An 18,453-nucleotide genomic window follows, 5' to 3' on the forward strand; every position below is an offset into this window, starting at 1 on the left:
GGAGTCGGCATGACGGAGCAAAGCGGCCTTCTTCCCTCTGAAATCGAGGAACTCGCACGCAAGGTCGTCGAGGCCAATGCCGCAGCGGGGCGCAAGGTCGCGCTGGCAGAAAGCTGCACCGGCGGGCTTGTTGCAGCTGCCATTACCGAAATTCCCGGCTCTTCCGCCGTGCTCGACCGCGGCTTCGTGACCTATTCGAACGAGGCCAAGATGGAGAGCCTCGACGTGCCGCTCGACATCATCGAGACTTTCGGCGCGGTGTCGATCGCGTGCGTCTGGGCGATGGCGCAAGGCGCGCTAAAGCACAGCAATGCCGACGTAGCGGTTGCGATCAGCGGGATTGCCGGTCCGGGTGGAGGTACGACCCTGAAACCCGTTGGGACGGTAGTTTTTGCGCGTGCATCGCGGGGTGACGACGCCAAGCCGGAAGGCGAACTGAAGGTGTTTGCCGATATGAACCGCGCCGAAGTGCGCCGTCACGCGGCGCTTTGCGCACTCGAACTGCTGCTTCCATAGACTTGTGCCGCGCGCGTTTCGAAGGCCGCCACCATCTTGTGGAAGGCCCGATCGAAATACTGCCCCGCCAGTTTCTCGAACACGCGGCTCTTGAATGCGAACTCGACGCTGAAGTCGACCTCGCAACCGCCATCGGGATGCGGGCGGAATATCCATGTGTTGTCGAGATCGCGAAGCGGCCCGTCGACGTAGTGTACGTCGATCATGCGCGGGCGTTCCTTCTCCACTCGCGAAGTGAATTTTTCGCGTAGCGATTTGAAGCCAACCACCATGTCGGCGATCATTTCGGTCTCGCTGTCCGAACGCACGCGCGTGGCGACAACCCACGGCAGGAACTCGGGATAGCGGGCTACATCGGCCACCAGGTCGAACATTTGCTCCGCACTATGAGGCAGGCGGCGCGTTTCGCGAATGCCGGGCATCAGGCGCCTTGCCGGGCCTCGCGCGCTGCTTCCGCCTTGGCGAGCTTTTCTGCCCGCGCGGCCTTCATCTGCGCAAAGTCCTCGCCTGCGTGATAGCTCGACCGGGTCAGCGGGCTTGCGGCTACCTGCAGGAAGCCCTTTGCCCGGGCGATCGCTCCGTAAGCCTTGAATGCATCGGGAGTGACGAATTCCTCGACCGTTGCGTGGCGCGGAGTCGGCTGGAGATATTGCCCCATGGTGATGAAATCGACTTCGGCGCTGCGCATGTCGTCCATCACCTGGTGAACCTCGAGCCGTTGCTCGCCCAACCCCAGCATGATGCCCGATTTGGTGAAGATCATCGGATCGTGATGCTTCACCTCTTCGAGCAAACGCAGCGAAGCGTAGTAACGCGCGCCCGGCCGGATCGTCGGATAAAGGCGCGGAGCAGTTTCGAGGTTATGATTGTAAACGTCTGGTCCGGCTTCACAAATCGCCTCGACCGCCGCGCGCATCTTGCCACGGAAATCGGGCGTCAGGATCTCGATAGTGGTATCCGGCGTCTCGCGACGGAGCGCCTTGATCACTTTCACGAACTGCCCCGCCCCGCCGTCGGGCAGGTCGTCGCGGTCGACGCTGGTGATGACGATGTGTTCGAGCCCCATCTTGCCTGCCGCAATCGCGACATTCTCTGGCTCCATCGGATCGACCATGCGCGGCATGCCGGTCTTGACGTTGCAGAAAGCGCAGGCGCGCGTGCAAACGTCGCCCAGGATCATCACTGTCGCATGCTTCTTGGTCCAGCACTCGCCGATATTCGGGCAAGCGGCCTCTTCGCAGACAGTGTTGAGGTTGAGATCGCGCATCAGCTTGCGCGTCTGGTTGTACCCCTCGCTCACCGGAGCTTTCACCCGGATCCAGTCCGGCTTGCGCTGGCGCGCGGGGCGCGGCGCTTCGCTGCCCTGAGGCGGGGATGATAGGTCGTTCATGGCGCCCATCTAGGGAAAGGCCGTGCGCGGCGCAACAACTGCATCTTGCCGAATTACGTATGCTTGGCTAACCGCGCCCGCATGGACGCCAGCACACTGCAAACCTTCACATCGCCGGTTGTACTGTTCTTCGTTCTTGGCATGGCGGCGGCATTCGCCCGTTCCGACCTCGCCATTCCCGAAGCAACCGCCAAAGGAATGTCGCTCTACCTCATGGCCGCGATCGGCCTGAAGGGCGGCGTTGCGGTTTCCAAGTCGGGTATCGATGGCACCGTCCTCGCCGCACTGGCAGCCGGGATCGGCGCAAGCTTCCTGATCCCCTTTCTGGCCTATGCAGTCCTGAAGGGATTCGGCAGGCTCGACCGGATCAATGCCGGGGCTGTCGCGGCGCATTACGGCTCGGTCAGCGTGGTGACTTTCGTTACCGCCGTCGAAATTCTCGATGTGCAATCGAAGCCGCCTGGCGGTTATATGGTGGCCGTGATGGCCGCCATGGAGACGCCAGCGATCCTCACCGGCCTGCTCCTCGCCCGCGGCATGGGCGGCAAGAGCGGGCAACCCAAGGGCGAAATGCTCCACGAGGTCTTCTTCAACGCCTCGGTCGTGCTCTTGCTCGGCGCGTTCGCGATTGGGATGATCGGCGGCGCAGACGGCTTTGCCGAAGTCAGCCCCTTCTTCGAGGCGGGCTTCAAGGGCGTTCTGTGCATCTTCCTGCTCGACATGGGCCTGATCGCTGCGCGCCGTATCATGGATGCGCGCGCGCTCACGTGGCGGCTCGCCGCAATTGCGATTGGCCTGCCACTGTTCAACGGGTTCGTCGGGACCGCGCTGGGCACTGCCATCGGGCTCGATGTGGGTTCGGCGGCAGCGCTCGGCGTGCTGTGCGCCAGCGCGAGCTACATCGCGGTGCCGGCGGCGATGCGCCTCGCGCTTCCAGAGGCTGACCCGGGGATTTACCTCACCATGTCACTCAGCCTGACTTTCCCCTTCAATATCCTCATCAATATCGGCCTGATCAGTGCGACAGCCAGCCTGCTTGCCGGTATGGGAGCTGCCGCACCATGATTGAAACGGTTACCCGCAAGCGCATCGAGATCCTTACGGACACCGCTTTGGTGAAGCGCGTAACCGACGCGATCGACCGTGCCGAAATCACCGGCTGGACAGTCACCCCGGTATTGTCGGGCAAGGGCCGCGAAGGTCGCTGGCGCGAAGAGCGCGTGATGGGCACCGACAAGGTTCTTGTCCTGACCATCGCTGCCGAAGACAAGGCGATGCGCCTTGCCGAAGAGATTGCACCGATACTAACCTCTCATGGCTTGCTTTTCAGCATGTGGGATGTGCAGGTGATACGCGGCGAACGTTTCTGAGGCCGTTGATCGGGGGGAACCAGAGATGCCTGAATTTGCAGCCCTGCTGAATGGCTATCGCCGCTTCCGCAATGATGGCTATCCTCGTCAGCGTGCCCGCTATGACCAGCTGGTCGAAGAGGGCCAAAGCCCGAAGCTGATGATCATCGGCTGCTCGGACAGTCGGGTCGATCCGGCACAGATTTTCGACGTCGATCCGGGCGAGATTTTCGTCGTGCGCAATGTTGCGGCTTTGGTCCCGCCATTCGAGACGACGCCCGGCCACCACGGTGTGTCAGCAGCGGTCGAATTCGCCGTCCAGATGCTCCAAGTGAAGCAGATCGTGGTGATGGGCCACGGCATGTGCGGCGGCTGCAAGGCAGCGCTTACGCAGGACTTGCATGGCAATGAGCCGGGCGAAGGCGGCTTCGTGGCGGACTGGATCCATCTGCTGGACGAGGCACGCGAACCGGTGGCGGCAGCGCATGGCACGATCGGGCGGACTGCCGAACGCGCGATGGAGCTCGAAGCAGTCAAGGTGAGCCTCGCCAATTTGCGGACATTCCCGTGGATTGCGGAAAAGGAGGCGAGCGGCGCATTGAAACTGCGCGGCGCATTCTTCGCGATCTCCGAAGGCGTGCTCTATGTGCTCGACGACGAGAGCGGTGAATTCGAGCCAATCGAATAATCGCTTGCCGCCGGACTGTGCCCGTCCCACTTAGGCGGCATGTCAGAGACCACTGCAAAGAACATCGCGCTGCTGATCGACGCTGACAATGTCGATCCCAACGGTATCGACGCTGTCCTCACCGTTCTCGCTGAACTCGGGCAGGTGAATATCCGCAGAGCCTATGGCAATTGGGCAAAGGACGCGTTGCGGCGTTGGGCCGAACTGACCAACCGATATGGCATCCGTCCCCATCAGCAATTCGACCTTACGCGCGGGAAGAACGCCACTGACATGGCGATGACGATCGATGCGATCGATCTTCTCTACCAGGGCAAGGTCGATGGCTTCGGGATCATGAGCAGCGACAGCGACTTCACGCCGCTGGTTTCCCGGCTAAGGCAGGATGGGCTGCCCGTCTATTGCTTCGGCGATGGCAAGACGCCCGAGGCGCTGCGTACCGCCTGCACGCGCTTCATTGACGTGGGCAAGCTGATGCGCGGCGAAGCGACCAGCGGAAGTGCCCCCGGAAAGGGAGAGAATGCCGTCGACGAGGAACTCATCGAGCTTCTTGGCGGCGCATGGAAGGCAGCGCAGCGCGACGAGGAAGGCTTTGCCAAACTGCAGGAAGTGGGCCAGATCGCCGGTAACCGCTCCAGCTTCGACGTCCGCAACTACGGCTTCCGTCGCTTGTCGGAACTGCTCCAGTCGCTCGATCGCTTCGAACTCAAGCGCGGCACAGACGGGCAACTTTACGTCAAGCGCCTCAGGTAGTCAGCCAATCCCAAAAGAAAGGCGCGGCTCCCGAGTGGGAACCGCGCCTCAATTTTCAGGCTCGGAAACGGATCAGTCGCCGGGCGCAGGTTCCGGCGCGGAAGCCGGAGCGGCCGCGTTCTTCTTCTGCGTGGCATAGGCCGCCCACAGCCGTGCAATGGGATCGCGCTTGCCACCGATCTGGCGGAAAGTCGCGATCGCCTCGTCATACTTGGCCTGCTCGGTCTGGGCGATGCCAAGGCGCGTCTGGACTTCAGCGGTATTCACGCCCGGCATGCCCAGCGCCTTGGTGTAGAATTCCTCGGCCTTGGGATACTGGCTGTAGCTGAGGAAGGTGTCGCCCGCCGCCACGACAGTGCGAAGACCGGCAGTTGGTGCCCGAGCGTCCTTTTCCAGCGCCGGCAATTCGCGTTCGTCAGCTGCAATGCGGCCATTTGCCATCTGCAGTGCATCTGCGAGGTAGATATCGTCGCGGCTTGCACGCCCAGAACTAAAGGCATCGTCGACCACTCGCTTCACTTCCTTCGGAAGGCGGCGCGCGTCGGCGGCTTCGACATAATCGCTATATTCGTATTTTTCCTGCAGTGCACCGACCCGCAGCGACAGGCGCAGCAGATCGAGCATTTCGGGCCCTTCGAACGTGTTCATGTTGCGGGCGATATTGATCGCGTCGCGCCAGTTCATGGCAGAGGGATAATCGATTATCCAACCGGTCACGAACTCATAAACCTGCGGCGTGACCTTGTTGTTGTAGCCAACGCTAAGCCCGCGGCGATACCAGGTTTCCTCGACCTTCTGGCCATCTGCCTTTGCATTGGCAATCGCCTGCGCAAGATAGTTCAGGCCGTCAGCATAGCGCTGTTCCGCGATGAAGCTTTCCGCCATGGCAGTCTGCATGTCGGCGACGGTCAACTCGGGGGTAGTAAACTGCGCGTCGATCGCCTTCTGCAGGAAGACGCGCGATTCCGCGAACTGGCGCTGTGCATTCGCCAACTGGTAAGCGATGAAGTTGAAGCGGCCGATTTGCTCGGGCGCGACCTTACCGCTTTCGAGCATCAGTGCCATGCCCTGCAATTGCAGCGCCTGGTCGCCAGTCTTCGCGCCGGCATTGTAGATCAATCCGCCGGTTGCGTTCTTTTCGTCGGGGGAAACGGTCAGCGCAAGCAGCGCCGGGAACTGGGTCTTGGCAGTCGCAATGTCGCCACCTTCTGTGTTCACGGCTGTCTGCAGTGGCTGGTAAATTGCCACGAATTCCTTCGAGTAGGCAGCTGCTTCAGGCTTCTTCTTGTCCTTCTTTTCGCGCTGGGCAAAGGCCGGCTCGGCCACTACGCCGCTCAGCACGGCGCTACCCGTCGCGAGCGCGATGGCCAGCGCCAGATTTGAGACCGGCTTCTTGCCCGTGCGGGTGCTAGAAACAAAAAAACGCATCAAATTCTCTCCTGGAACCAAACCCTGCGCGCCTGAAAAAGGCGCTTCCATCTGTCTTGCGGGGCAGCAATGGCCTGCTTGTCCGCATTTTGCAATTCCCGCTATGCGCAGGGGGCTGAACGGGCTTTGAATGAGGCGTGCAGGATTACGTTCATGCCGCAGCCCGGGGTTTGCGCCTATGTGTGGAAAAAGGCCCGATGTTCCACTTATGATCCGGGCGAGCGGTGGCGAAAATCGCTCCCCTTCCCTACATAAAGTTCAACACACCCTGGCCCGCCAGCAAAGCTAGATCGGACCCGTTTTGAGCGACGATACCGAAACCCTTCCCGCGCCCCACCCCTTGGGCGAGTTCGAACGCGTCGACATCGTCGACGAGATGAAGACGAGTTATCTCGATTACGCGATGAGCGTGATCGTAAGCCGCGCGCTGCCCGACGTGCGTGACGGCCTGAAGCCGGTTCACCGGCGCATCCTTTTCGCCAGCCAGGAAGGCGGCTTCGTCGCCGGTCGGCCCTATCGCAAGAGCGCCAAGATCGTCGGCGACGTGATGGGTAACTATCACCCGCATGGCGACGCCGCGATCTACGACGCGCTCGCGCGCATGACGCAGCCATGGTCGATGCGCGTTCCGCTGGTCGACGGCCAGGGCAACTTCGGCTCGATGGACCCGGATCCGCCGGCATCGATGCGTTACACCGAAGCGCGCCTTGCCCGCGTCGCCAATTCGCTGCTCGACGATCTCGACAAGGATACGGTCGATTTCGCCGACAACTATGACGGCTCCCGCAGCGAGCCGACCGTCCTGCCCGCGCGCTTCCCAAATCTGCTGGTCAATGGCGCAGGCGGGATCGCGGTCGGCATGGCGACCAACGTCCCCCCGCACAATCTGGGCGAAGTGATCGACGGCTGCCTTGCCTATATCGAGAACCCGGCGATCACGACCGAAGAACTGATCGCTTACATTCCCGGGCCCGACTTCCCGACCGCACCGCTGATCCTGGGCCAATCAGGCAGCAAGGCCGCCTATACCACCGGGCGCGGATCGATCCTGATGCGCGCGCGGCATGAGATCGAGACCGGTCGCGGCGATCGCCAATCGATCGTGCTCACCTCGATCCCGTATCAGGTCGGCAAGTCCGGCCTCGTCGAGAAAATCGCCGACGCGGCCAAGGAAAAGCGGATCGAGGGCATTTCCGACATTCGCGACGAATCGAGCCGCGAAGGTGTGCGCGTGGTGATCGACCTCAAGCGCGATGCCACGCCTGAAGTCGTGCTTAACCAGCTGTGGCGCCACACTCCGGCGCAAGCGAGCTTCCCCGCCAACATGCTGGCCATCCGCGGCGGCAGGCCGGAAACGCTTACCCTGCGCGAGTTCATCCAGGCCTTCATCAACTTCCGCGAGGAAGTGATTACCCGCCGCACCAAGTTCGAACTGAATAAGGCGCGCGAACGGGCGCACATCTTGCTGGGCCTGGTGGTCGCGGTGTCGAACCTCGACGAAGTGGTTGCGATGATCCGCGGTTCGTCCAATCCGGCAGACGCACGCGCGAAGCTGCTCGCCAAGGAATGGCCGATCGGCGACATCGCCCAGTATATCCGGCTGGTCGAAGCGATCGAACCCAATGCCGAGCAGGAAGGCGGCACCTATCGCCTCAGCGAGCGGCAGGTGAAGGCCATTCTCGACCTGCGCCTGCATCGCCTGACTGCATTGGGCCGCGACGAGATCGGCGACGAGCTCAAAGAACTGTCGCTGGCGATCGAGGAATATCTCTCGATCCTGGCCGATCGCGTGAAGCTTTATCGCGTGATGCGCGGTGAACTCGAGGAAGTTCGCGCCACCTATGCCACGCCGCGCATGTCCGAAATCGCGCCCGCATGGGACGGGCTCGAAGACGAAGACCTGATCGAGCGCGAGGACATGGTCGTGACGGTTACGCTCGATGGCTACATCAAGCGCACGCCGCTTTCGACCTTCCGCGCCCAGCGTCGCGGTGGCAAGGGCCGAGCCGGCATGTCCACCAAGGACGAGGATGCCATCGCCGAGATGTTCGTGACCAGCACGCACAATCCGGTGCTGTTTTTCTCGACCGCAGGAAAGGTCTATCGCCTCAAGGTGTGGAAGCTCCCTGAAGGCGGCCCCAACACGCGCGGGCGGCCGATTGTCAACATGCTCCCCGCGCTCGACGATGGCGAAACGATCCGTACCGTGTTGCCGCTGCCCGAGGATGAGGACAGCTGGGGTGCGTTGAGCGTGGTGTTCGCCACGGCCAAGGGCAATGTCCGCCGCAACGGGATGGACGCTTTCACCAACATCCCCTCGAACGGCAAGTTTGCCATGAAGTTCGACGAGGACAGCGATGATCGCCTGATCGGCGTGGCATTGCTCGAAGCAAGCGACGACGTGCTACTGGCCAGCAAGCAGGGCAAGGCAATCCGTTTTGCCGGGGATGACGTGCGCGAGTTCCAGTCCCGCACGTCCACCGGCGTACGCGGCATGAATTTGAAGGGCGATGACGAAGTCGTATCGCTCTCGATCCTGCACCGCGTCGGCACCGATGCCGAAGAACGCGAGCAATATCTCCGCTTCGCCCCGTGGAAGGCGGAGAAGGAAGGCGAGCCCGAGCTGGCTGCCGATCGTGTCGCCGAATTGCAGGAACGCGAGCAGTTCATCCTCACCGTCTGCGCCAATGGCTATGGCAAGGTCTCGTCCGCCTACGAATATCGCCGGATCGGACGTGGCGGCCAGGGCATCACCAATATCGACAATATCCCCCGCAATGGGCCGGTGGTGGCAAGCTTCCCCGTACGGCATGGGCAGCAATTGATGCTTGTGACCGACCAGGCGAAGCTGATCCGCCTTCCGCTCGATTTGCGTCACCTGACAGAAGACGGGGATGCCGCCGAGAAGGCATTCCGGGTGATCGGGCGCAGTTCAGCCGGTGTCCGGCTGTTCAACGTGGCTGACGGCGAAACCATCGTGAGCGCGGTGTTGATCGACGAGACTGAAGAACCCGAGAACGAGGCGGAAGAGGCTGTCGTCGAGGAAATGGTGGGCCGCGGCGCTGCCGAAACCGAGCCTTACACCCCGCCGCAGTCCGACTCGGATTTCGAGGGCGAACCGGGCGGATGAGCATGACAGTCACCCCGTCAGGGCAAGCCTGCGGTGCACACGTCACCGGGGTTGACCTTGGCGGGGAGCTGTCGCCCGAATTGGTCTCGCAAATCCGCAAGGCATGGCTTGAGCACCGGGTAGTGGCATTTCCCGGGCAGCAAATGGACGATGACGCGCTCGAGCGCTTCACTATGGCCATGGGCGGGTTTGGCGAAGATCCCTTCTTCGCGCCGATCGAGGGGCGTCAGCATATCGCTGCGATCCTTCGCGAGGCAGACGAAAGCACACCTCTGTTCGCGGAAAACTGGCACAGCGACTGGAGCTTCCTGCCCCGCCCGCCTGCTGGAACTTGCCTGCTTGCCGTGGATATACCGCCGATTGGCGGAGACACGCTGTTCGCCGATCAGATTGCGGCTTTTGCCGCGCTACCCGAAGAACGGAAAGCCTATCTCAGGACGCTCACCGCGATCCATAGCGCGAAATTGGCATATGCGCCCGAAGGGGCATATGGGGAGAAGGATGAGGGGCGCTCGATGGCGATCCGGCCGAATGAAAGCGCACGCGCCACCCAAACGCATCCATTGGTCCAGCGACACCCGGAAACCGGCGAGGAAGCGCTGTTCTCAACCATTGGCTATATCATCGGCATCGAAGGCATGGGGCAGGCCGAAGCAATGGCGCTGCTTTCAGAGCTGGCGCAGTGGCAGGGGCGCGAGGAATTCACCTATCGCCACCGATGGGAGCCGGGAATGCTGGTGATCTGGGACAACCGCAGCGTGTTGCACAAGGCCACCGGCGGTTACGAAGGCCACCGGCGCGAATTGCACCGCACCACGATCGCCGCTTACGGCAGCTGATCGTCTTCCTCGGCGAGCTCGTGGCGCAGCGTCTGCACTACGCCGGTCGCGATCAGGAATTGCCCGCCGAAATAGCAAGGCCAGATCAGATAATCGGGCAGTACGCCAAGATCGAACGTGCCCAGATTGCTGAAAATCAGCCAGTCCGACACAACGAACAGCACTGCACCGACGCCAACGCGGTATCGCGGGAAACGGCTCATCCAGGCGGTCGCCGCCATTGCACCCAGTGCAGCCGCATAGAGCGTGACCATCGCGTCCCCGCTCAGGAACCAGCTCACCAGCGGCGTGCCGACCAGCAGAGCCGCCGCCAGCGCCATCTGGCTCACGGCATGATGCTCGCGCGGATTGCGCAAATAGAGCCAGATTGCGATCAAATGCGCGACGAAGAACAGCCCGCCGCCCAGCCTGAAATCGAATTCGATGCCCATATCGCCCAGCGCACCGAACATCATCACTGCCGCGATCAGTGTGGCATTGGTCCCGCTCGCGCGCCGGATCGCGTAAAATGCGAGGCAGCCTACCGCGAGCCCCTTGATGGCGGTCCGCCATATTTCGGCCAAGACGCTGTCCTGTACGAAATAGAAGGCAAGCGCCGCTGCAATGCTCGCAAGCAGCCAGGGCCGGTGTTCGATCAACGCGCGTTTGGGCATGGTTTCTTCCTATCGGCGCAGTCTTGGACTTGATGAATCACGGGAGCAAGCTCTAGGTGCAGCCCGAAATGCACCAATCCACCACTCATGACGTTCACATAATCGGCGGCGGGCTCGCGGGCAGCGAGGCTGCATGGCAACTCGCGAAGCGCGGTTTCAAGGTCCGCCTTTCGGAAATGCGCGGCTCCGGCGAGATGACCCCGGCACACCAGACCGATGGGCTCGCCGAACTAGTCTGCTCGAACAGCTTCCGCTCCGACGATGACGAGAAGAACGCCGTAGGCCTGCTGCACCATGAAATGCGGCGGCTCGATTCGCTCATCATGCGCGCTGGTGAAATGGCGCGCGTGCCGGCGGGCAGCGCGATGGCGGTCGACCGCGACGTGTTCTCGGATGAGGTCACCCGGACGCTGTCGGAACATCCCAATATAACCGTGGTGCGCGAGCGGATCGATCGGTTACCTGATTCCGGGATGGCGATCGTCGCGACCGGCCCGCTCACCGCGCAATCGCTGGCTGACAGCATTGTCGCAGCAACCGGGCAAGAACGTCTGGCATTCTTCGATGCCATCGCACCGATCGTCCACCGCGACAGCATCGACATGGACATCGCCTGGATCCAGTCGCGCTGGAACAAGCGGACCGAAGCCTCGAACGAGGAAGGCGACTACATCAATTGCCCGATGACGAAGGAACAATATCTCGCCTTCCATCAGGGGCTGCTGGATGGTGAAAAGGCCGAGTTCCGCGAGTGGGAAAAGGACACGCCCTATTTCGACGGCTGCATGCCGATCGAAGTGATGGCCGAGCGCGGGGTCGAAACGCTGCGCTTCGGGCCGATGAAGCCGGTCGGGCTCGACAACCCGCGCGATGCCACGCCCGAATTCCCGCAGGGCCGCTGGCCCTATGCCGTTGTCCAACTGCGACAGGACAACAAGCTGGGCACGCTATGGAACATGGTCGGCTTTCAGACCAAGCTCAAATACGGTGCCCAGATCGAACTGTTTCGTACGATCCCCGGGCTGGAGAATGCCGAATTCGCGCGGCTTGGCGGCCTGCATCGCAACACATTTCTCAATTCTCCGCTTGTGCTCGACCGACAGCTCCGGCTGCGCAATGCACCGCATGTCCGCTTTGCCGGGCAAGTGACCGGATGCGAAGGCTATGTCGAAAGCAGTGCTGTTGGCCTCATCTCCGGAATGATGGCTGCGTTCGAACTGGCCGGACGAGATTGGGCTCCGCTTCCCACCACCACCGCAATGGGGGCTTTGCTGAGCCATATTACGGGCGATGCGGAAGCCGAGACATTCCAGCCCATGAACGTAAATTTCGGGCTTTTCCCGCCGCTGCATGACGTGAAGAAGAAGGCGCGCAGGGAGGCCTATACAAGTCGTGCGAAGGAGGATCTAAGCAGCTGGCTTGCCTGATCTACTAGTACATTGCCGATCGCACCGGTAAATCTCCCGGCAAGGTTGAGGACATCATTTGCGCGTGCGGCGGGCACAACCCACACACGGAGCAAAATTTCTTATGCAACGCTATACTTCTGCTGTTTTTCTGGCTGCGGCTGCCGCTTCGGCTTCACCGGCACTCGCACAAGACGACGAAAATTGGACCGGCATCTATGCTGGCGTCCATGTCGGCCTTAGCGAGGCACAATCTCAAAGCGATGTCACGCTGGGCGGCAATTGGTCGACCGAGCCCCAGGCATTGCGGGACTTTATCGTCGCAAACGCTGGCACCGCTCAAAAGGAAGACAACGTAAATCTGGGCCTGCAACTCGGCTACAATTACCAAACTGGCCCGGTTGTATTGGGGGTCGAGGCCGAATTCAGCTCGTTCGAGAAGAATCATAGCGAAGTGCGCGGTCCGCTGAAGCTGACTGACACTGCAACCACCAGCTACACCTTTTCGAACAAGGCCAAGCCTGAATCGATCGCTGCGGCAAAGGTGAAGCTTGGTCTTACCACTGGTTCGACCTTGTTCTATGCCGCTGGCGGCTGGGCTGTAGCCGAGATGAAGTTCGGCGCGGGCATCGCCAGCAGCGCCAACTACCTCAAGGAAGGCCGACTCAAGAAAGACACTAACGGCTTTGTAATCGGCGGCGGGGTTGAGCAGCGCCTGACCCGAAACCTCTCGGCTCGGCTGAGCTATGATTACACCGATCAAGGGTCGGTAAACTACACCACGGCCTATCTCCCAGAGAGCGCATTCAAAATTCCTGAATATAGCGAGTCTATCGATCAGGATCTCAAGCTGCACTTCGTTCGATTGGGCGTGAACTACAAGTTCTGACGCGCAAATCCGTCAATCCTTATCCGGCTCGCTTCGCCAAAATCGGCGAGGCGGGCCTTCAACATTTGCACACGGGCCTTGCCGTAGCGCGTCTAGGCGCAGTGGTAGCAAACTCTTTCGCCGTGAGCTTTCCATTCCTGTCCGTATCGGCGGCGTCGAAACGATCGGCGGTCGTGACCGCCCATTCTTCGAATGTCAGAAGGTTGTTGCCGTCCTTGTCGAGATCGCGAAAAGCATCGCTGCGCGTCGACAACATCTCATTGCGGGTGATCACAAGATCGCGATTGCGATCGTAGCGGAAAAAGCGGCGCTGCTCACGCGTTAGCTCGCTCGCTTCAGGCGGCTCCGGCCCAGTGAGATTGGCTGAATCGGCGATGGGCAGTGCATCGGGATCGCGCGGCAGTTCAGGCCTCGGTGGAGGCGGCGCATTGGCCTCGACCGCTGCCCTACCCTGCCACCAATATAGCCCGACACTGGCCAGCATAAGCCCAAGGAACAACCCCAGTAAAATGCGCGACATACGACCCTCTTCACTCGCGAGCGCGCAGATTATAGCGGTTTCAACGGCCTAGCAAACCCACACGCAGCGCAACCAGTGCAGCGCCCCTGCCCTCCATCAACGGTCGCCCGCCGAGCTTCATCGAACGCAAAGCCAACGCCTCGAGAACCGCCAATCCACGCAAGTCCTGCGGGATACGCCCTGCCCTTGTCGATTGCGCGGTTCCTACAGCGATAAGGACCTGGCGTTCGCTGCCGTCGCTTACATGAGCTGCGGCATCGCCGGCGGCCCAACGAACAGCTGCGGCATGCACGCGCGCGCCCACATCGGCTCCGTACCTTTCCGCGACGTGACGGATCGGCTCTGCCCTCCCTTTACAGAACCGATCTGCAATTTCGTTGGAAAGGCGATCCGCAACGAGGAGTTCCTCCCATGCCTCAACGAGCATCAGCAGCGCTTCCTCCGCTCCGTCCCAATGCATGCTCACAGCATCGAGCGTAGCATCACCCGAGGGGCGCTCGACAACCGGCCTGCCCAGCGCTTCGCGCCACCAGGCGAGCCGCATTTGGCCCAGCATTGGCTCGCTGCTCTTCGCGACAAGCTGCCCCAACCTGCGGTCAAGCGCAAACCAGGCCGCCATCTTCAGGCGCAACGATGCATGGGAATGCGCGAGCGCCATGGCCTGTTCGGGCGGCATTTCGGCTGTCAGCATGGTTACCATGGTGCAGCTATTCAAAAGCGGCACCGGTTTTTGTCAACCATTGGCGTTGCGACCAAACCTCCAAAAGATCGCCGGTTTTTCTGTTTTCACAACGCTACGTTAACCATGCAGTTTAGCGATGCAATTACGGCTGGGAATCTATTGCCTAACATCAATTGAAAGGTTCGGGCGCAATGGCTTTCCTGCGTAATTTCAAAAAGCGGCTTTGTCGCTCCACAAGTGGCAATGCCACACTGCTGGTCGCGCTGGGCATGCCGGCCTTGATCGGTGGAACCGGTTTCGCGGTGGACACCGCGCAATGGTATATGTGGAAGCGCGAGATGCAGTTCGCAGCTGACCAGGCGGCAGTAGCCGGAGCGTGGGCCCGCGCAGTCGAAGACACTGAAGACACCTACGACGTCCGCGCGATCCAGGAATTCAATGCCAACGTCCAGCAAACCGGTGAATTCATCGGAACGCCGGAAGTGGCACTCGCGAACTACGCCGGTGGTGTCCAGAACAGCGTCGCGGTCACGGTGACTGCCTCCCGGACCCTGCCCTTCTCCAGCTTCCTAACAGGCAAAGGGGTGACCATTCGCGCATACGCGCAAGCCAAATTCGAAGACGGCAAGACCTACACCAGCTGCCTCATCGCGGTTGACGAAGAGACGGATGGCGCGATCACCATCGGCGGTTCGACCGTGCTTACCGCGCAATGTGGCCTGGCCGCACTGTCGAAGTCGGATGAAGCAATCACTGTCAACGGCAGCCCCACGATCGACGCTGGCTGGGTTCTCGCCGCCGGTGGCATCGACGACTGGTTCGACGAAAACACCGACGACACCATCCTCGAATATGTCGATGGCCTGGAAGATCCCTTCGCAGACCTTAGCCCGCCCAACCCAGCGGAAAGTCAGGTCAGCCGCACTTACAATTGCGTGCGGAGCCGGACGACAACAACCGCCGATATCGTCTCGACGCTCAACGTCAGCTATTCCTATTACAAGGGATCGGGCCGAACCAGCGCCAGCCCGACCGGATGGGCAACGCCCAAGTCAGGCTATACGAGTGATTCAGCGCAAGATGACGTTGTTGTGCCTGAGGGAACGACTGCCGGCACCATCACGACGACCAATTCGACCTGGGACCGGTTGACCGGCAACGGCAACAACACAATTTGGGAAGTCGAAACGCGCGAAGAAACGAAGACCTATTCGGACATTATCGTCAGCGGCGGCTCAAACGCTGCGGCGGTGGTTCCCGGCACCTATACCGACCTGAAGGTCCGGTGCGACACCACCTTTGCGACTGGCGTCTACATCCTCGATGGCGGCGATCTGGAAATCAACGGGCAGTACCAGGTGACCGGATCGAACGTGATGTTCGTGCTCAAGAACGGCGCCGGCCTCAAGATCAACGGGGGCGCCAACATCAATCTCACCGCGATCCAGGCCTCCGATCTTATCGCACGCGGCGTGCCGCTGGACCAGGCGAACAAGTTGGCCGGGATGCTGATCTTCGAAGACCGCAATTCCGAGGGCAATAGCGGCAACATGATCAACGGAAACGCCGCAACTGTTCTGAACGGCGCGGTCTACCTACCGGTCAGCAATATCTCGATGTCTGGTACGGCAAGTGTAACCAGCCAGTGTCTCATGATCGCCGCCGCCACTATCACGATGACCGGCAATCTCGACATGTCGACCTTCTGCCCGCCGGGTTTGAGCGAGGACACCATCGTCGGCGTGACCAAGCCCAATGTAAGGCTTGTCGCATGATGCCCCGGCCTACCCGCAATCTGGCCGCGCTGCGCCGGGATGAGCGCGGCTCGATGGTAATCGAAACCGCTATCGTCGCTCCCGTCCTGATCCTGATGGCGCTTGGCGGATTCGAATCGAGCCGCATTGTTGCGCGCCAGACCGAGCTACAGACTGCTGTTGCTGAAGCTGCTGCGATCGTGCGCGCATCGCCTCCCACCACCGCAACCCAGCGGACCACAGTGCGCGATGTTGTGAAGGCGTCGGTTGGCCTCGAACCCGACCAGGTGACTGTTGTGCCGAAGTTCCGTTGCGGTACGGACGAAGAGATCGTCGCGCAGGACAGCTCCTGCACCCCGGGCGTTGCGGTCTACGACTATATCGAAGTCACCGTGACGGACACATACACGCCCACCTGGACGCAATTCGGCGTCGGCAGCCCGATCGATTACCGCGTGGAACGACTGGTGTTCATATCATGACCCGGCTCGCTAGCTTCTCTCGCAAGCTGCGCAGGTCGCGCGACGGTGCTGTCGCGGTCGAATTCGGCCTGCTCGCCACAATCATGATCACGATGCTGCTCGGCGTGTTCCAGGTCGGGATCGGCATGCAGAACTACAATGCGGTCCGTAACGTGTCCGCCGAAGTCGCGCGCTATACGATGGTGCAGTACGAGACTGGAAACAAGCTGAGCAATTCGCAGATCAGGACTTTCGCGCTGTCGACTGCGCGCAATGCGCCATACCTGCTCGACCACACGAGGGTTGAGGCCATCGTGCTTGATGCATCTCCGCAGCGCGTAGCCGGGGCGAAGGAACTGAACCTGCGGATCCAGTACCAGGTCCCGATCATCATCGGGTTCCTGGGTATCCCGGATCCGCAGATCACTTACAACCGGCCGATCTTCCTGCTCGAAGACTGACAGATCAACCTGCTTTACCCGCGGTAACAGATCTTCTTCGCAGCCGCGACGATCCGCGGAGCGTCGATGATGGCCAGCTTCTCGAGGTTAGCGGCATAGGGCAACGGCACGTCCTCGTCGCAAACGCGCAACACCGGCGCGTCGAGATGGTCGAACCCATCTTCCATGCATATCGCCATGACTTCCGAAGCGATCGAGCAGGTGGGCCAGCCTTCTTCCGCGATCACCAGGCGATTGGTCTTGGCGAGCGAAGTGAGGATGGCCTCCTTGTCGAGCGGGCGCAGCGTGCGCAGGTCGATCACTTCGGCATCGATGCCTTCTTCGGCCAGTTGGGCCGCCGCATCAAGCGCCAGGCCGACGCCGATCGAGTAGCTGACGATGGTCACGTCCTTGCCTTCGCGCATGATCCGCGCCTTGCCGATCGGCAGCACGTAATCGTCAAGATCGGGCACGTCGAAACTGCGGCCATAGACCAGCTCGTTCTCGAGGAAGACCACCGGGTCTTCGCTGCGGATCGCGGCCTTCATCAGCCCCTTGGCATCTGCGCTGTCATAGGGAGCGATCACGATCAGCCCGGGGACTGACGCATACCATGGGCCATAGTTCTGGCTGTGCTGCGCGCCGACACGGCTCGCCGCGCCGTTGGGCCCCCGGAATACCACCGGGCAGCGCATCTGGCCGCCTGACATGTAGTTGGTCTTGGCCGCCGAATTGATGATGTGGTCGATCGCCTGCATGGCGAAGTTGAACGTCATGAATTCGACGATCGGACGCAGGCCGCCCATCGCGGCACCGGCGCCGATCCCGGCGAAGCCATATTCGGTGATCGGTGTGTCGATCACGCGCTTGGGCCCGAACTCGTCGAGCAGGCCCTGCGTCACCTTGTAGGCGCCCTGATATTCGGCGACTTCCTCGCCCATCACGAACACGCGCGGGTCACGGCGCATTTCTTCCGCCATCCCGTCACGCAGGGCCTCACGCACCGAAGTGCTGGTGAAGCTGGTGCCTTCGGGGATAGCCGGATCGGCCTTGGCAACAGTCGCGGCGGGCCGAACGGGCGTTGCCACAGGTGCCGGTGCAGGCTCGGGAGCAGGCGCCGGAGCTGCTTCAGTCGGAGCTTCCGCCCCGCCCTCGCCTTCGAGCAGTGCGATCACTGTGCCGACCTTCACGTTTTCCGTTCCTTCGGGCACCATGATCTTGCCGAGCACGCCGTCGTCGATGGCTTCGAATTCCATCGTCGCCTTGTCGGTTTCGATCTCGGCGATGATGTCGCCGGGCGCGATCTCATCGCCTTCCTTCTTCAGCCAGCGGGCAAGCGTGCCCTCTTCCATGGTGGGCGACAGCGCGGGCATCTTGAGTTCGATAGCCATTAGACCAAGCCTCCCCGGTCCTGATGCGCGGAGACGGAGCCGATTTTTCTTAGCGGCAAGGAGTGAGGAGCGATCAAAGTTGCCTCTTTATGAGTGACGAAGGACGCAGCAGCTGGGACAAATCGGCCCGCCGCTTCGCGGTCGCCCAACCGGCCCTGCTGGTC

The 18,453-nt window shown here is 61.3% G+C and carries 19 protein-coding genes; 12 read left to right on the forward strand and 7 right to left on the reverse strand.

Annotation, left to right across the window (positions count from 1 at the left end; all coding sequences use genetic code 11):
- Positions 1 to 9 precede the first annotated feature (9 nt).
- Positions 10 to 516 carry a CinA family protein gene (locus tag ACUJ47_RS03550; protein ID WP_445537074.1) on the forward strand — a complete coding sequence of 169 codons (507 nt, stop codon included), beginning with the start codon at positions 10 to 12 and terminating at the stop codon, positions 514 to 516.
- Here ACUJ47_RS03550 and ACUJ47_RS03555 read toward each other — a convergent pair.
- Positions 477 to 938 carry a type II toxin-antitoxin system RatA family toxin gene (locus tag ACUJ47_RS03555; RefSeq protein ID WP_445537075.1) on the reverse strand — a complete coding sequence of 154 codons (462 nt, stop codon included), beginning with the start codon at positions 936 to 938 and terminating at the stop codon, positions 477 to 479. The two genes, ACUJ47_RS03550 and ACUJ47_RS03555, sit on opposite strands and share 40 nt — an antisense overlap.
- Positions 938 to 1,906, reverse strand: coding sequence for a lipoyl synthase (gene lipA / locus ACUJ47_RS03560; protein ID WP_445537076.1), 969 nt, complete (start codon positions 1,904 to 1,906; stop codon positions 938 to 940). The genes ACUJ47_RS03555 and lipA overlap by 1 nt, the downstream gene beginning before the upstream one ends.
- Before the next feature lie 81 nt (positions 1,907 to 1,987).
- Here lipA and ACUJ47_RS03565 point away from each other — a divergent pair, with 81 nt between their 5' ends.
- The 4 genes from ACUJ47_RS03565 to ACUJ47_RS03580 are packed head-to-tail and all read left to right on the forward strand — an operon-like array spanning position 1,988 to position 4,696.
- Entirely contained in the window at positions 1,988 to 2,971 is a 984-nt protein-coding gene (locus tag ACUJ47_RS03565; RefSeq protein WP_445537077.1) for a sodium-dependent bicarbonate transport family permease, read from the forward strand.
- Entirely contained in the window at positions 2,968 to 3,276 is a 309-nt protein-coding gene (locus tag ACUJ47_RS03570) for a P-II family nitrogen regulator (protein ID WP_445537078.1), read from the forward strand. Before ACUJ47_RS03565 ends, ACUJ47_RS03570 begins: the two co-directional genes overlap by 4 nt.
- Before the next feature lie 25 nt (positions 3,277 to 3,301).
- Positions 3,302 to 3,943 (forward strand): carbonic anhydrase, encoded by a 642-nt coding sequence (locus ACUJ47_RS03575; RefSeq protein ID WP_445537079.1) that lies wholly within the window; start codon positions 3,302 to 3,304, stop codon positions 3,941 to 3,943.
- A gap of 39 nt (positions 3,944 to 3,982) precedes the next feature.
- Positions 3,983 to 4,696 (forward strand): NYN domain-containing protein, encoded by a 714-nt coding sequence (locus ACUJ47_RS03580; protein ID WP_445537080.1) that lies wholly within the window; start codon positions 3,983 to 3,985, stop codon positions 4,694 to 4,696.
- 72 nt (positions 4,697 to 4,768) lie between these two features.
- Here ACUJ47_RS03580 and ACUJ47_RS03585 read toward each other — a convergent pair whose 3' ends face one another.
- On the reverse strand, positions 4,769 to 6,124 hold the full coding sequence (locus tag ACUJ47_RS03585; RefSeq protein ID WP_445537081.1) for a hypothetical protein: 1,356 nt from the start codon (positions 6,122 to 6,124) through the stop codon (positions 4,769 to 4,771).
- Between the two features lie 301 nt (positions 6,125 to 6,425).
- On the opposite strand from ACUJ47_RS03585, the gene gyrA reads away from it, so the two are divergent.
- Together gyrA and ACUJ47_RS03595 are read left to right on the forward strand one after the other, a co-directional pair.
- Positions 6,426 to 9,254: a DNA gyrase subunit A gene (gyrA, locus tag ACUJ47_RS03590; protein ID WP_445537082.1), complete on the forward strand. Its 2,829-nt coding sequence runs from the start codon at positions 6,426 to 6,428 to the stop codon at positions 9,252 to 9,254.
- A complete protein-coding gene (locus ACUJ47_RS03595) occupies positions 9,251 to 10,093 on the forward strand; it encodes a TauD/TfdA dioxygenase family protein (RefSeq protein WP_445537083.1) in 843 nt (280 codons plus the stop codon). The genes gyrA and ACUJ47_RS03595 overlap by 4 nt, the downstream gene beginning before the upstream one ends.
- Here ACUJ47_RS03595 and ACUJ47_RS03600 read toward each other — a convergent pair.
- The gene (locus ACUJ47_RS03600; protein ID WP_445537084.1) at positions 10,081 to 10,746 is read right to left on the reverse strand and encodes a lysoplasmalogenase family protein; all 666 of its coding nucleotides are present in this window, start codon (positions 10,744 to 10,746) and stop codon (positions 10,081 to 10,083) included. The genes ACUJ47_RS03595 and ACUJ47_RS03600 overlap by 13 nt on opposite strands.
- A 68-nt stretch (positions 10,747 to 10,814) precedes the next feature.
- Here ACUJ47_RS03600 and trmFO point away from each other — a divergent pair, with 68 nt between their 5' ends.
- Positions 10,815 to 12,173, forward strand: a complete 1,359-nt coding sequence (gene trmFO, locus ACUJ47_RS03605) for a methylenetetrahydrofolate--tRNA-(uracil(54)-C(5))-methyltransferase (FADH(2)-oxidizing) TrmFO (protein ID WP_445537085.1) — start codon at positions 10,815 to 10,817, stop codon at positions 12,171 to 12,173.
- A gap of 64 nt (positions 12,174 to 12,237) precedes the next feature.
- Positions 12,238 to 13,041 (forward strand): outer membrane protein, encoded by an 804-nt coding sequence (locus ACUJ47_RS03610; protein ID WP_445537086.1) that lies wholly within the window; start codon positions 12,238 to 12,240, stop codon positions 13,039 to 13,041.
- Positions 13,042 to 13,099: 58 nt separating this feature from the next.
- Here the strand turns inward: ACUJ47_RS03610 and ACUJ47_RS03615 are convergent, their stop codons facing one another.
- Positions 13,100 to 13,561, reverse strand: a complete 462-nt coding sequence (locus tag ACUJ47_RS03615; RefSeq protein ID WP_445537087.1) for a hypothetical protein — start codon at positions 13,559 to 13,561, stop codon at positions 13,100 to 13,102.
- 40 nt (positions 13,562 to 13,601) lie between these two features.
- Positions 13,602 to 14,252 (reverse strand): hypothetical protein, encoded by a 651-nt coding sequence (locus ACUJ47_RS03620; protein ID WP_445537088.1) that lies wholly within the window; start codon positions 14,250 to 14,252, stop codon positions 13,602 to 13,604.
- Between the two features lie 182 nt (positions 14,253 to 14,434).
- Here ACUJ47_RS03620 and ACUJ47_RS03625 point away from each other — a divergent pair, with 182 nt between their 5' ends.
- The 3 genes from ACUJ47_RS03625 to ACUJ47_RS03635 are packed head-to-tail and all read left to right on the forward strand — an operon-like array spanning position 14,435 to position 16,919.
- Positions 14,435 to 16,018 carry a pilus assembly protein TadG-related protein gene (locus ACUJ47_RS03625; RefSeq protein ID WP_445537089.1) on the forward strand — a complete coding sequence of 528 codons (1,584 nt, stop codon included), beginning with the start codon at positions 14,435 to 14,437 and terminating at the stop codon, positions 16,016 to 16,018.
- A complete protein-coding gene (locus tag ACUJ47_RS03630; protein WP_445537090.1) occupies positions 16,015 to 16,479 on the forward strand; it encodes a TadE/TadG family type IV pilus assembly protein in 465 nt (154 codons plus the stop codon). Before ACUJ47_RS03625 ends, ACUJ47_RS03630 begins: the two co-directional genes overlap by 4 nt.
- Positions 16,476 to 16,919, forward strand: coding sequence for a TadE/TadG family type IV pilus assembly protein (locus tag ACUJ47_RS03635; RefSeq protein ID WP_445537091.1), 444 nt, complete (start codon positions 16,476 to 16,478; stop codon positions 16,917 to 16,919). The genes ACUJ47_RS03630 and ACUJ47_RS03635 overlap by 4 nt, the downstream gene beginning before the upstream one ends.
- A 14-nt stretch (positions 16,920 to 16,933) precedes the next feature.
- Here ACUJ47_RS03635 and ACUJ47_RS03640 read toward each other — a convergent pair whose 3' ends face one another.
- Positions 16,934 to 18,289 carry a pyruvate dehydrogenase complex E1 component subunit beta gene (locus tag ACUJ47_RS03640; protein WP_445537092.1) on the reverse strand — a complete coding sequence of 452 codons (1,356 nt, stop codon included), beginning with the start codon at positions 18,287 to 18,289 and terminating at the stop codon, positions 16,934 to 16,936.
- Between the last annotated feature and the right edge of the window lie 164 nt (positions 18,290 to 18,453).

Source organism: Altererythrobacter sp. Z27 (assembly GCF_052683155.1).